The organism is Rhizobium sp. NXC14 (assembly GCF_002117485.1).
Classification (GTDB): domain Bacteria; phylum Pseudomonadota; class Alphaproteobacteria; order Rhizobiales; family Rhizobiaceae; genus Rhizobium.
Map to the genome: position 1 here is coordinate 1,256,284 of NZ_CP021030.1, position 13,292 is coordinate 1,269,575.

A 13,292-nucleotide genomic window follows, 5' to 3' on the forward strand; every position below is an offset into this window, starting at 1 on the left:
GCTCATCGTGCTTTCGCGGGCCCCGTTCAGGGGCCTGCCTTTCGGTCGGGAAGAGGCATATGTCGGGACTCACGCTTCAGAATATCGTCAAGGACTTCAGCGTCATTCGCGCCGTCGACAATGTCGACCTGACGGTGCCGCACGGGGCATTCGTCTGTCTGCTCGGCCCCTCCGGCTGCGGCAAGACGACCTTGCTGCGCATGATCGCAGGTCTCGATCTGCCGACCTCGGGCCGCATCACGCTCAACGGCAAAGACATCACCAGGACGCCGACGCACCAGCGCGAGCTTGGCATGGTGTTCCAGTCGCTGGCGCTGTTCCCGCACCTGACGGTAGGCGAGAATATCGCCTATCCACTGCGCATTCGCGGCCGTCCGAAGGACGAGCAGGCGAAGCGCGTCGAAGAGCTGCTGGCGATGATTTATTTGCCGGGCTACGCTGACCGCTCCGTGTCGAAACTTTCCGGCGGCCAGAGGCAACGCGTCGCAATCGCAAGGGCACTGGCTATTTCGCCGAAACTGTTTCTGCTCGACGAGCCGCTGTCAGCGCTTGATGCCAAGCTGCGCGAAGCCATGCAGGTGGAGCTTCGCCAGCTTCATCAGCGGCTCGGCATCACCACGATCGCCGTCACGCACGACCAGCGCGAGGCGATGACCATGGCCGATACGGTCGTGGTCATGAACGGCGGTCAGATACGCCAGGCGGCGTCGCCGACGGAGATTTATCGCAGGCCGGCAGACAGCTTCGTCGCGGATTTCATTGGCCAGACAAATCTGGTCGAAGCCAGGCGAGAGGGCGGCGCAGTCAGCATATTGGGGCAGCCGGTCGCAGCCCTGTCGCTGTCGGCAGGTATCGAGCGCGCCACGCTTTCGATCCGGCCGGAAGACGTGCGCCTGGGGCCGCCCGAGGCCGGCGCATTGACGGGCGAGGTCACCTTCGTGCGCGATCTCGGCGGCGTCGTCGAAACTTTTGTCAATGTCGGCGGTCAGCAGTTCATTGCGGTCTCGACACCGCGCGAGCGCCCTGACGTGGCGGTGGGCCAGAGGGTGGGCATTGCGCTGACCGACAAGGATTGCGTGGTGATCGAGCAATGAGACGCGAACCCCCGCAGACGCTCGGCGATTATGCCCCACTCGCATTCCCGGCAATCATGCTGATCGTCTTCTTCGTCGTGCCTTTCGGCACGATGATTTCCGTCAGCTTCTTCAAACGCCAGCAGGGCGGCTTCTACACGCCTGATTTCGTCTTCGACAATTATATCCGCTTCCTCTCAGCCTTCTTGGGGGGAGTGCTCAGCTTCTCGCTGCTCCTTGCGATTGCGGTGGCCGCGACCTGTGTCGTTCTGGCCCTGCCTTTCACATACCTGCTGATCCGCATGAAGCGGAGCACCCAGGTGGCCTGGCTGGTCGCACTCCTTTCGATCCTGTCCTTGTCTGAAGTAATCATCGGTTTCGCCTGGTCGACGCTGTTTTCGCGCACGGCCGGCATCACCAACTTGTTTGTATGGCTCGGCCTCATGCAGCAGGCAGTCGCCCTCACGCCGAGCATCGGAGCCGTCGTCACAGGCATGGTCTATCAGGCCTTCCCCTACACGGTCCTGGTGCTCTACCCCGCGCTGGTGCGGCTTGACCCGACGCTTTCAGAGGCCGCGCGAACGCTCGGCGCTTCGCCGGTCAAGGCCTTCTTCACCGTCGTCGTGCCAGCGCTGCGCGATACCATCCTCGCCACGCTGATCATGGTCTTCATCTTCGCTCTCGGGTCCTATCTGTTGCCGCAACTGCTCGGCCGCCCGCAACACTGGACACTTTCCGTGCACATTACCGATCAGGCGATCTATCAGTCGAACATGCCCTTCGCTGCTGCCATGGCGGTTTTCCTGGTGTTGGTCACACTGGCCCTTGTAGCGCTCACGCTGCTCGTTGGCCGCCGAGGAGGAGCGACTAAATGACCATTCTCCGCAACATTCTTTTCGGGGTCGTCGGACTGTTTCTCGCTTTGCCGCTGATCATTGTCGCCGGCGTTTCGGTCAATGCCAAGCAGAGCCTCACCTTCCCGCCGCAAGGCTTCTCGCTCGGCTGGTATGGCCAGATATTTCTCGATATGGAATGGCGCAACGCGCTGATCGCGTCGCTTGTGCTGGCGCTGTCGTCGGCGGCGCTTGCGGTGCTGATTGCCTTGCCGCTCGCCTGGTTCCTCTGGCGCCGCCACGCGCCCTGGGCCAATATTTTCCAGTTGCTTGGCGTGGCGCCCTTTACCTTGCCGCCGGTTATCACGGCGCTCGGCCTGCTGACTTTCTGGGCCACGACCGGATTTTACGGGCAACCCTGGACGGCGGTGATCGGCCACGCCATCTTTTTCGTCACGCTGCCGCTAGTGACCATTTCGCTCGGCTTTTCGGCGATCGACCGCTCGCTGGTAGAGGCCGCCTCGACCTTGGGAGGCGACGACCGTACTGTGTTCCGAACCGTCGTTCTGCCGCTAATTTCGCCGTACATCGTGTCGGGCTACGCTTTTGCCTTTGTGCTGTCGCTCAACGAATACATCGTTGCCTACATGACGGTCGGTTTCACGCTGGAAACGCTGCCGATCAAGATCTTCAATTCGCTGCGATACGGCTACACGCCGACTATGGCGGCGGTGACGATCCTGTTCGTGGCGACCGCAGCGATCGCCTTCAGCCTCGTCGCGCGCTTCGGCGACCTGCCGAAACTGCTTGGCGCGATGACGTCAAACGAACCCTGATCGAAGCAACCAGTCCCCCACGGAACGCAGGGCGATCAGCCGTCCCTACCTCCTCAACATCGAAGCACCCGAGATGGACCTAGCGCTAGAACGACGGTTTCCCTGCGTCGCCGACATGGAAAAAGCCGCGCAAAGACGCATGCCCGGCGGACTCGGGCGCGAAGCTTCCGTTCGGCGCAATCTGGCGGCCATGGAAGAGGTGGTGCTTATGCCGGGCTACCTGGCCGACGCTGACGAGCCCGATATCGGCGCAAGCCTGTTCGGTCATCGTTTCGACGCGCCATTTGCCATCGCGCCGCTTGGGCTGGCCGGCCTTCTGTGGCCCGGGTGGGAGCTACCGCTGGCACAGGCTGCCAGGCAGCACAACCTTCCCTATATCCTCAGCACTTTCGCCAACACCTCGCTTGAGACGATCCGCCCTGCAGGCGGTGATCACACTTGGTTCCAGTTCTATCCACCCAATGATCCCGCCATGGAAGAGGACATGGTGGATCGGGCGGGCAGAGCGGGCTACGACGTTCTCGTCGTGACTGTCGACATTCCAGCACCCACGCGGCGCGAGCGCAACATCCGCAATGGTTTGAGCATCCCGCCGGTCCACGACCTTTCGACGATCATGCAGGTGGCGATGCGTCCGTCATGGGCGATGGGCATTCTGCAAAACGGCGCTCCCGACTTCGCCAATCTCTCGCCCTACTACCCGAAGGGCTCGAGCCTTGCCGCAGCGGCCGAATTTGTCGGCAGGGTGATGACGGGTCACGTCACGCGCGAGCGCTTCAAGAAAATCCGAGACGCATGGCCAGGCAAGATCCTGGTCAAGGGTGTGCTTCGCGCCGACGAAGCGGAGGAATATATGTCCTTGGGCGGCGATGGTCTGATCCTCTCCAATCATGGGGGACGCCAACTCGACGCCGCGCCGTCGGCGGCGGAGGTCATCGGTGAAATCCGCGCACGACTTGGCCCCAAGGCCTTGCTTCTCGCAGACGGAGGCGTGCGCTCCGGCCTTGATATCGCCCGGATGCTGGCGCTCGGCGCCGATTTTGTCCTGATCGGCCGGCCATTCCTGTTTGCTTCCGCCGCCATCGGGCGTCGCGGCGGCGATCATTTGATGAATGTCCTGAAAGCCGAACTGAGGGCAACGATGGCGCAGCTGGGCTGCAAGGCATTGGAGGACTTGCCAGCGTGTCACTGGCGGCCAAAAGCAGGGCGGGCGAAAGCGGAACTTGATCTCGGATGGAGAATTGCGTGACTGAAGCCGTTACCATGAGCGTCGAAGCCCTGCAAAATCGAGTCGTTGCCATCTTCGAACGCGCAGGATTGAACGAGGTGCAGGCGGCGGCTTTGGCGCATGTCATCGTGGCCGGAGAACGCGATGCCTGCAAGTCGCACGGAATATACCGCATCGAGGGTGCGCTGTGCACGGTAAAGGCCGGCAAGGTGATGCCTGATGCCGCTCCCGTCGTTGCACCGGATGACGGCAGCGCAATCGTCAGGGTCGATGCGGGGGGCGGTTTCGCCAGCGCGGCGTTTGAACTCGGCGTACCCGCCCTGGCGGAACGCGCCAAGCGGCTTGGCATCGCCGCGATGGTCATCAACGATTGCTCGCACTTCTCGGCCCTGTGGCCCGAGGTCGAGGCACTGACCGCGCACGGCCTGGCGGCATTGGTGATGTGTCCGAGCTATGCGACGGTTGCCCCATCCGGAGGCAGCAAGCCTCTGCTCGGCACCAATCCACTTGCCTTTGGCTGGCCTCGCAAAGACCAGCCGCCCTACGTGTTCGATTTTGCCACGTCGGTGGCGGCGCGCGGTGAGATCGAACTGCACCGGCGCGCCGGCAAGCAACTGCCGGAGGGTTGGGCGATCGACGCTGCCGGCAATCCGACCACTGACCCGGCGGCCGCGCTCGAAGGCGCAATGATGCCTTTTGGCGGCCATAAGGGGTCCGCCATCGCCACCATGATAGAGCTGCTCGCCGGCATCATGATCGGCGATCTCACCAGTCCCGAGGTCTTAGACTACCTCGGCACGACGACCTTGGCGCCGTTCCATGGCGAACTGATCATTGCGATGTCACCCGAAGCGTTCGCCAGGGGCCGCCCCGGCGATCCGTTCGCGCGCGCCGAAGCGCTCTTTGAAACGATCGTCGGGCAAGGCGCACGGCTTCCATCGCAGCGCCGCTTCGCCGCGCGCGTCAAATCGGAAGCCGAAGGGATCAGCCTGACCGCAGCGGAGATTGCCCAACTGGATGCGCTGTTGGCTGGCGGACTGGCCGCCGTCAAATAAAGCACGTCGTTCGGAAATGTGCAGCGGTTTCGATCAACGACCGGTCCATCGACCTCGGAACCTCAAAGGCAATCCCTGCGAACTATAGCGCATGGATGCGAAGAGCATGCCGGGCGCAGCCGGTCATTTCTTCACCGCCACGATAAAAAGCCGCGGAAATCTGAGCAGCACCCGCCCGTCCGACAGTTTAGGATGGGTTCGTTCGACGCGCGCGAGGTAATCGGCGAGGAACGCCTCGCGATGCTCTTTGCCGGCACGGGCGAGATAGGGCATCAGCCCGGTTCCCTTGACCCATTCGACGACCGCTGCCGCGTCGGCCATCGGGTGATTGTAGATGGTGTGCCAGATGTCGACGCGCGCCGCCTTGGCAATCAGCCTGGAATAATAGGTGGACGGCGGTGCCAGCGGCTGACGGCGCACGCTCTTCGCCTCGAAGGCGGCCTTCCAGGGGCCGGCATGGGCAGTTTCTTCCATCGCCAGATGCGAGGGTTCGCCGAGATTGTCGGGCATCTGCACGGCAAGAACGCCGCCTTCGCAAAGCCCGTCCATCAGCCGCTCGAAAATGTCGAGATGATCGGGCAGCCACTGGAAGACGGCATTGGCAAAGAGCAGATCGGCGGGCTCCGTCGGCTGCCAGCTGCCAAGATCCGCCTCGACGAAGGCTGTGCCCGGCAGCCGCTTGCGGGCCGCCTCCAGCATGTTGATGTCGCTGTCGAGGCCGGAGACGCCGGCAGCCCCATAACGCTCGATGATGAGCTCGGTCGAATTGCCCGGGCCGCAGCCGAGGTCGACGGCGCGGCGAAGGCTCTGCAGCGGTACCTGCGCCAGAAGATCGCGCGCCGGCCGCGTGCGCTCGTCCTCGAACTTGACATATTGGCTGGCGGACCATGCCATGGCGATACCTCCTGATGTCAGGCCACGTCTTTCCAGTGGCGGATGCGGATCGTTTCGATGTTGCGCCCGTAGAGCTCAGTCGCGAACTTCAGACACGAGGATTTTGTCCACGCGCCTGCCATCGAGATCGATGACCTCGAAACGCCATCCATCTCTCGTGAAGCTCTCCCCCAATTCCGGCAGATGTTTCAGCTCCTCCAACACAAGGCCGGCCACGGTCTGATATTCGAGATCGTCCTCGAGCTTGAGGTTCAGGAACTCGGCGAATTCGTCGATCGGCGCCCAGCCGGAGACGAGATAGGAACCATCGTCTCGACGCGCGATGGCCTGCTCATCGACCGGTCCCTCCTGCAGCGCGCCCATGATCGCTTCAAGAATGTCGCCTGACGAAACAATCCCTTCGAAATGGCCGTATTCGTCAAACACCAGCACCATATGAACAGGCGATTTCCTGATGGCTTCGATCACGCTGGTCGCGGTTGCAAGGTCTGATACGACCGGGACGTCCTGCGTCAGAGCCTTGATATCGGCGCTGCCGTGTTCCGATATCGAATCGTAAAAATCCTTGACCGGCAGGATGCCGATCACCTCATCCGAACTGCCTCTGCGGACCGGCAGTCGAGACCGCTTCGTCCGGTGCAGCTGAGCCCGGATTTCGTCGAGACTGTCGTCGATATCGATAATTTCGACGTCCCGCCGCGGCGTCATCAGCGCCCGGGCGGTGCGGTCCGCCAGCCGCATGACGCCTGATATCATCGCCGACTCTTCGCTTTCGATGACGCCCGCCGACTGCGCCTCGGCCAGAACGGTCTTGATCTCCTCGTCAGAGACGTTGTCGCCGGCTTTTCCTGTCTGGCCGAGCAGCCTGAGCATCAGATTTCCCGACGCGTTCAGAAGCCAGACGAGCGGCAGCGCAATTCGTGAAAGCAGCGCCATGGCGGGCGCGACCCTCGCCGCAACCGCTTCCGGTTCCCGCAATGCGATCTGCTTTGGCACAAGTTCGCCGACGATCAGGGAAAGATAGGTGATCGCCACGACGACGGAGCCGACGCCAATGGCGTCAGCGGCCGTCGATGACATTCCCTGCGCCTCCAGCCATGCTGTCAGGCGGCCGCCAAGCGTGGCCCCGGAAAAAGCGCCGGAGAGAACACCGACGAGCGTGATGCCGATCTGAACCGTGGAAAGAAAGCGACCGGGGTTTTCGGCAAGTTTGATGGCTTGAGCTGCACCTTTGCTCCCATTGTCGGAGAGGACCTTCAGGCGGGCTGTTCGAGAAGACACGACAGCCAGCTCGGACATGGCGAGCACACCATTCAGGATGGTGAGAAACGCCACAATTCCAATTTCCAGAAACACAGGGACCCTATTCGTTGAGGTTTTGATGCCGCATAAGGCGAGGCGGCGGGGCTTTCGCAGAGACGCTATATATGCGCATCACCCATCGGCAAAGCTTTCTGTGAGCTCGGCTGGGTGCGAGGCGCGAGGCAGACATCGCCGCACCGTCTACGACAGGCGCCGGCACCTTCTGCGGCGGCTTTTCGGTTTGAGCGGGCGGAGCTTGTACTGGATGGGTCGCTATCGGGCATGGCGCAATCTTGGCGGTGAAACAGGTCCGGCGCAAGAGGCGCTGGGCGAATTCCTCATAGCGCCTTGATGTGACAGTTTCGAAAAACGGCGGCAAGCATGCCTTCACGCATTCCTGCGTGATGCCGAACGCCGAACGCTCCGGCATCACGCGCTCGAATGTCACGCCGCCAGAATGGTGATCCCATAAGCATTGGCAGCGGCCGTCATCCGGGCGATGGTCTCAGGCGAGGGGGCTTTCAGCGGCTCGCTCGTGCCTTCCGTTTCGATGAACTCTGCCATCTCGTGATCGACGACGGCCGAAAAGACTGCCGGAACGGTCCCGCGGTTGGCATAGCCGTGCACCGTGAAAGGCGGGATCGTGACGATGTCGCCAGCACCGGCCTCGATCTCCTCGGGACCACTGTCGGTCAGCCGCCAGATCGTCAAACGGCCCTCGAGAATGCGGAAGACTTCCGGGCTTGCATGCGCGTGTTTCGGCGTCCGGCTGCCGGATGGCACTGTGACGTCGAAGATGTTGAACCAGGTTCCGCGGAGCCGAAGCCGCCGCTCGATCCGTTCGCCGAGCACGAAATACCGCTTCGTGTTTTCGGCAGGCATTTTCACAAACGAGTTGGACATCATGTCTCTTTCTTCTTCTTCTTAACGAGGCTTTTCTTGTAGGCGCCTTCTTGCCGGCGCAGCCGTTAGACCTTTGCGCCGCCTTTGGCAACCGCCCCGTTGCCGGGGCAAGATCGCCGGATGGCTTCGGCACGGATAATGCCTGATGAAGCGTCGCGGCGGATATCGGTGCAGCGGGCCGCGTCCGCAAGGTCCCCGATCCAGGGCGGCCTGCGTGAAAATGACACGGGCCTGCCGCGTTCTGAGCCTTGTCTCACCGCGACCTGCGCGGATCACATTGGTCAGACCGACAAGCGGGGACCTCGGAGCAGCGATCGACGAGAAGGCCAGTGTGATTTTATGGGTTCCCGCTATGTCATATTTTCTTGAGAAACGTTAATAAGGTTCAGCTGGATTGGGTGTGACGGCGATACGCGCTACCTGAATGGCCGTGTTACGGTCCATTCGTGGTCGAGGGAGCATGGCGAGCCATGGAAACAGCAGAGCTACGATATAATTGGGCTGATTCCGACGTCTACGAGACATTCATAGGGCGCTGGAGCGAACATCTGGCAAGCCCATTTCTCAGTCGTGCCAATGTTGCTCGGGGCGATCGCGTGCTCGATGTAGCATGTGGGACGGGAGTGTTGTCGAAAGCACTGGCCGAGGCGGGAGCGCATGTGATCGGTGTTGACGCATCGGAGGGATACCTGGAAGGAGCCCGCCGTCGACGATCCCACCCCAATATCGCATATGAACATGGCGATGTCCGGAAACTGCGGTTCGACGCCAATTCTTTCGATGCGGCAGTTTCCACCCTTGCCTTGGACGTCATCCCGGAAATTGAACAGGTAGTTTCGGAGATGAAGCGCGTGACCCGTCCAGGCGGTGTGGTCGCGTCCGCCGTTACTCAGTTCCTTGGTGGCATGCCCGCCTTCGACCTCGTGATTAACACCGGCGCCGTCCTTGAGACCGACTTCGCAAGGCTGAGATCCATGCGGGCAGGGCGCCAGCTCTTCTGGCCGGATGGCCAGGCGACGTTGTGGCGGAAGATCGGCCTCGTTGACGTGACCGAGATTCCCATTGTCGTGGATTGCGAGTATGCGTCCTTCGCGGACTATTGGGCCACCTTCACAGACGGCCCAGGCAGCACCACAAGCACATTGATGGCACTTTCTGACGACGCCCGAGGTTCGATCGAACAGCATGTTCGTGCTGGGTATCTGGTTGGCTTGCCCGATGGACCCCGGTCATTTCCGATGATGTTCCGTATGGTGCGTGGCTTGGTCCCAGCCTGACACTGGAGAGCATGCAGGGGCCTGCGCCGGCCCCGTGTCAGCTATCGTTCTTCGGCAGCCAAAAGTTGCCAGGCCGCTAGAGTCTGTCAGGTTTATGTTGAAACATATCCTGCATGCCTGAGATAGGCGGCGCATTCGCGCGGGCTGAATGCTTTGAGGACTTCACCGACGCGCCGCCATGTCGCTTCGACGCTACGCTCGTCGGCCTTGCGCAGCAAAGTCTTGAGTTTGGCGAACATCATCTCGATCGGATTGAGATCAGGGCTGTAGGGCGGCAAGAAGAACAGGTGGGCGCCGGCATTGCGGATGGCGTTGCGCGCCGGCTTGCCCTTGTGGCTGCCGAGATTGTCGAGGATGACGATATCGCCGCGATTGAGGGTTGGTGCCAGGCATTGCTCGACCCAGGCGGTGAAAGCGGTGCCGTTGATCGGGCCATCGAGCACGAAAGGCGCGACGATGCGGTCGTGGCGCAGCCCGGCGAGGAAGGTCAGCGTTTTCCAATGGCCATGCGGTATTCCGGCGATCAGCGGCTGCCCACGCTGACACCAGCCGCGGGTGCGCGTCATGTTGGTTTTGACCCAGGTTTCGTCAACGAACACCAGGCGGTCCGGATCAAGTCGATGTTGATGGGTCTTCCAGCGGCTCCGGAACCGCGCCACCTTCGGCCTGTCCTGCTCGCTGGCGATCAGCGTTTTTTTTAAATGTCTTGCCTTCACGGCGCAAGAAACGCCAAACCGTGTCATGAGAGACATGGATGCCTGCCACCTTCAGATCGACGGCAAGCGCCCGCACCGTCCAATCGGCTTTGGCCGCCAGGCGGCGGTGAACCTCATCGGCCGCCGCGCCACACAGCATGGGTTTGACATGCCCACCCATCTTGGCCGGCGCCAAACCACGCCCGGATCGGTCAAGCTGACCGATCCGCACTGCCGTCGCCGCCGATACCCCAAAGCGCAAGGCGGCCGCCCGCACCGTCATGCCCTCGGCAAGTGCGTCGGCAATGCGCTTGCGTAAATCCACGGAAAGAGGTCGCGCCATCGTTGCTGGCCTCCCCACCAGCAATGATGTTGAATCACAACCGAAGCAAAAAGGGAATCCCGTTGCGATTCAGCTTAAAGCTGACCGACTCTAAAGGCCTCAAAGCAGTCAGACCTATGACGTGAAGCCCGGAACTGAGCTTCTGCAACGACTTGGTATCTCTTACCTACACGTCGAAATTTGTCGGCAAGACAATCATGTCCCGGATCGTGACGTTTCGCGGGCGGGTCAGCATGAAGATGATGGCATCGGAGACCTCGGAGGGCTCGATCAGACTCCCGTTGGCTTTTGCCTTCTCAAGGTTTTCCGCGGGCCAATCGGCAAGCAGAGCGGAAACGACCGGACCGGGCGAGACCTGGCTGACCCTGATGCCGTGGTTTTTCAACTGCCGGCGCATGATCTGGACGAAACTGGTAATCGCCCATTTGGAGCTGGAATAGACCGGCTCCCACTGGATCGGCGCATGGCCGGCTACGGAGCAGGTGACCAAAATGTCCCCGGTCCCGCGCTCGATCATATGCGGAGCGATATCGCGGACGTTCTTCATGACGGCGTTCACGTTGAGATTCAGCATCCGATCGATTGCCGCGGTATCGGTATCGATAAGATCCCCGCCGATGTAGGATCCTGCATTGCAGTGCATGATATCGAGGTGATCGACCTTTGCCAGGATTTCCGGCACCATGGCCGCACAACTTGCGGCGTCCAGAAGATCGGTGACCTGCATGATTACGGCGTCGCCGAACTCGGCAGCGTAGGTTTCCAGCGCCTGTCTGTTGTAGTCGACCATCACGACCTTGGCGCCGGCATCGACAAGCGCACGGGTCGTCGCCAGCCCGATACCGGAAGCTGCGCCGGTTACCGCAGCGATCTTTCCTTCGAGTGATTTAGTCATCGTCTTTTCTCGCCTTTTGATTTTCAGACAGCAAGGAAGCCGCCATCGATTGGCAGGACTGCGCCACTGATCATGGCTGCGTCCTCTGAAATAAGCAGTGCAATCGATCGTGCGACATCGTCGACCTCTGCAAAGCGCGCCATCGGGTGGCGAACAATCATCGGGTTACGTTTGGAGGGCTCGGACCACGCCTTGGCGGCAAGCTCCGTCATGGTAACCGTAGGCGCCACTGCATTGACCCGGATTCCATAGGCGCCGAGTTCCTTGGCCATCACACGTGTCGCGCCTTCCAGTCCCGCCTTCGAAGCGGCGTAAGCCACGTGATCCACGAAACCCCGATGTCCGGCGATCGAGGTCACATTCACGATCGTACCGCCGCCGCCGTTTGAAATGCGAGCCCGCGCGAACTCCTGCGCACAAATCAGCGCGGCCCGCAGGTTGATGCCGAGGACCTGCTCATAGCCCTCCTCCGTCATATCGATGACGCTTTCAAGCACGTTGGTTCCTGCGCAATTGATCAGCGCGTCTGCCAGTCCCGCCTTCTTCATGGCGGCGCGTGCTGCTGCATTGTCGGCGAGATTGACTGATATTACCGTCGCGCCGAACTTTGCCGCAAGATCATCCAGATCGGCCTGCGTACGCGACAAGGCTACGATTCGAGCGCCACGGTGGGTGAGCAGTTCAACGCAGGCGCGACCGATACCCTTGCCAGCACCGGTTACGATGACCGTTTTTCCTGTAAAGTCCGACATGGTTGATCCTTCCGATGCCTGTTGCTCAGAACGGGACTCTTTGCTCGGTTTGCCTGTCGAACACATGAGCCGCGGCAGGATCGACGTCGAGCCGTATCCTGTCGCCCGGCTTCAGCGCGTGGCGCTCGCGAAAGGCGCACAAGACCCGCTTGCCCGCCAATTGGACTGCCAGCAGAATTTCGGCCCCCGTGGGCTCGATCAACTCGACAGTTGCCGGTACGCCCGCATCGCCATTCGACAGTATCCACTGGTCTGGACGTACGCCGTATATAACCTCCTGGCCGTTACTCGCCCGCGTGCCTTGTGGAAGGGGAAGGGCCGACCCGTCAGCGAGCCGCGCTGAGTTCAAGGAAAGATCGATTGTGGCCGGCAGCATGTTCATCGCCGGCGATCCGATGAAGCCGGCGACGAAGATATTTGCCGGCCTGTCGTAAAGCTCTAGTGGCGCACCGATCTGTTCCACCTTGCCGTCGCGAAGCACGACAATGCGGTCCGCCATTGTCATGGCTTCAATCTGGTCATGCGTGACATACACGGAAGTCGCGCCGAGGCGCTGGTGAAGAGTTTTGATTTCCGAACGCATATCTACGCGCAACGCGGCGTCCAGGTTTGACAGCGGCTCGTCAAAAAAGAACGCCTTTGGGCGGCGAACCATCGCGCGCCCCATGGCAACGCGCTGCCGCTGGCCTCCGGAGAGCGCCTTCGGATATCGGTCGAGATAGGGCGCAAGCCGCAACATCTCGGCAGCCTTGTCGACCTTGGTATTGCGATCCGCAAGATTCTCGCCGCGCAGTTTCAGTGCGAAGGCCATGTTCTCACGAACGGTCATGTGCGGATAGAGCGCGTAGTTCTGGAACACCATCGCCACGTCACGATCCTTGGCGGCGATGTTGTCGACGCGATGTCCGCCAAGCTTGATCGTGCCGCCGGTGATCTCCTCAAGGCCGGCAAGCGACCGCAGCAGCGTGGATTTGCCGCAACCGGAGGGACCGACCAGTACCACGAATTCACCGTCGGCTATGTCGAACGAGATGTTGCGCAGTGCGTGATAGGAGCCGTAATGCTTGTCGACCTGCTCGAGCTCGATCGTCGCCATGTGTCAATCCTTAGTCAGTTGTGGCGGCTTGGCCGCCGATCATTCGGGACGGGTCCACGGGCAGCTTCACCACGAGGTGTATCCTGCATCCGCCACTGAGATCCAACTTC

The 13,292-nt window shown here is 61.2% G+C and carries 13 protein-coding genes; 6 read left to right on the plus strand and 7 right to left on the minus strand.

Features of this window, described 5'->3' with window-relative positions; translation table 11 throughout:
- Positions 1-59 precede the first annotated feature (59 nt).
- The 5 genes from NXC14_RS06210 (at position 60) to NXC14_RS06230 (ending at position 5,025) form a co-directional block, all read left to right on the plus strand.
- Positions 60-1,094, plus strand: coding sequence for an ABC transporter ATP-binding protein (locus NXC14_RS06210; RefSeq protein ID WP_085777418.1), 1,035 nt, complete (start codon positions 60-62; stop codon positions 1,092-1,094).
- Complete coding sequence (locus tag NXC14_RS06215; protein ID WP_085777419.1) at positions 1,091-1,948, plus strand: ABC transporter permease; 858 nt, start codon at positions 1,091-1,093, stop codon at positions 1,946-1,948. The genes NXC14_RS06210 and NXC14_RS06215 overlap by 4 nt, the downstream gene beginning before the upstream one ends.
- Complete coding sequence (locus tag NXC14_RS06220) at positions 1,945-2,742, plus strand: ABC transporter permease (RefSeq protein WP_085777420.1); 798 nt, start codon at positions 1,945-1,947, stop codon at positions 2,740-2,742. The genes NXC14_RS06215 and NXC14_RS06220 overlap by 4 nt, the downstream gene beginning before the upstream one ends.
- 73 nt (positions 2,743-2,815) lie before the next feature.
- Positions 2,816-3,991, plus strand: a complete 1,176-nt coding sequence (locus NXC14_RS06225) for an alpha-hydroxy acid oxidase (protein ID WP_085777421.1) — start codon at positions 2,816-2,818, stop codon at positions 3,989-3,991.
- A complete protein-coding gene (locus tag NXC14_RS06230) occupies positions 3,988-5,025 on the plus strand; it encodes an Ldh family oxidoreductase (protein ID WP_085777422.1) in 1,038 nt (345 codons plus the stop codon). Before NXC14_RS06225 ends, NXC14_RS06230 begins: the two co-directional genes overlap by 4 nt.
- A 123-nt stretch (positions 5,026-5,148) precedes the next feature.
- Here the strand turns inward: NXC14_RS06230 and tam are convergent, their stop codons facing one another.
- From tam to NXC14_RS06245, 3 genes are all read right to left on the minus strand, one after another.
- Positions 5,149-5,919, minus strand: coding sequence for a trans-aconitate 2-methyltransferase (tam, locus tag NXC14_RS06235; protein ID WP_085777423.1), 771 nt, complete (start codon positions 5,917-5,919; stop codon positions 5,149-5,151).
- Between the two features lie 75 nt (positions 5,920-5,994).
- Positions 5,995-7,275, minus strand: coding sequence for a hemolysin family protein (locus NXC14_RS06240; protein WP_085777424.1), 1,281 nt, complete (start codon positions 7,273-7,275; stop codon positions 5,995-5,997).
- 390 nt (positions 7,276-7,665) lie between these two features.
- Positions 7,666-8,127 (minus strand): cupin domain-containing protein, encoded by a 462-nt coding sequence (locus tag NXC14_RS06245; RefSeq protein WP_085777425.1) that lies wholly within the window; start codon positions 8,125-8,127, stop codon positions 7,666-7,668.
- A 467-nt stretch (positions 8,128-8,594) separates the two neighbouring features.
- On the opposite strand from NXC14_RS06245, the gene NXC14_RS06250 reads away from it, so the two are divergent.
- Positions 8,595-9,401: a class I SAM-dependent methyltransferase gene (locus NXC14_RS06250; protein WP_085777426.1), complete on the plus strand. Its 807-nt coding sequence runs from the start codon at positions 8,595-8,597 to the stop codon at positions 9,399-9,401.
- A gap of 92 nt (positions 9,402-9,493) precedes the next feature.
- Here NXC14_RS06250 and NXC14_RS06255 read toward each other — a convergent pair.
- The 4 genes from NXC14_RS06255 to ugpC form a co-directional block, all read right to left on the minus strand.
- Positions 9,494-10,439 (minus strand): IS630 family transposase gene (locus NXC14_RS06255; protein ID WP_198175470.1). Its coding sequence is split into 2 segments (ribosomal slippage): positions 9,494-10,099 and positions 10,101-10,439, totalling 945 coding nucleotides; the frame shifts between segments, so codons are not numbered across the junction.
- 166 nt (positions 10,440-10,605) lie between these two features.
- Complete coding sequence (locus NXC14_RS06260) at positions 10,606-11,334, minus strand: SDR family oxidoreductase (RefSeq protein ID WP_085777427.1); 729 nt, start codon at positions 11,332-11,334, stop codon at positions 10,606-10,608.
- Positions 11,335-11,357: 23 nt separating this feature from the next.
- Positions 11,358-12,086 carry an SDR family oxidoreductase gene (locus NXC14_RS06265; protein WP_085777428.1) on the minus strand — a complete coding sequence of 243 codons (729 nt, stop codon included), beginning with the start codon at positions 12,084-12,086 and terminating at the stop codon, positions 11,358-11,360.
- A gap of 25 nt (positions 12,087-12,111) precedes the next feature.
- Positions 12,112-13,182, minus strand: coding sequence for a sn-glycerol-3-phosphate ABC transporter ATP-binding protein UgpC (gene ugpC / locus NXC14_RS06270; protein ID WP_085777429.1), 1,071 nt, complete (start codon positions 13,180-13,182; stop codon positions 12,112-12,114).
- Between the last annotated feature and the right edge of the window lie 110 nt (positions 13,183-13,292).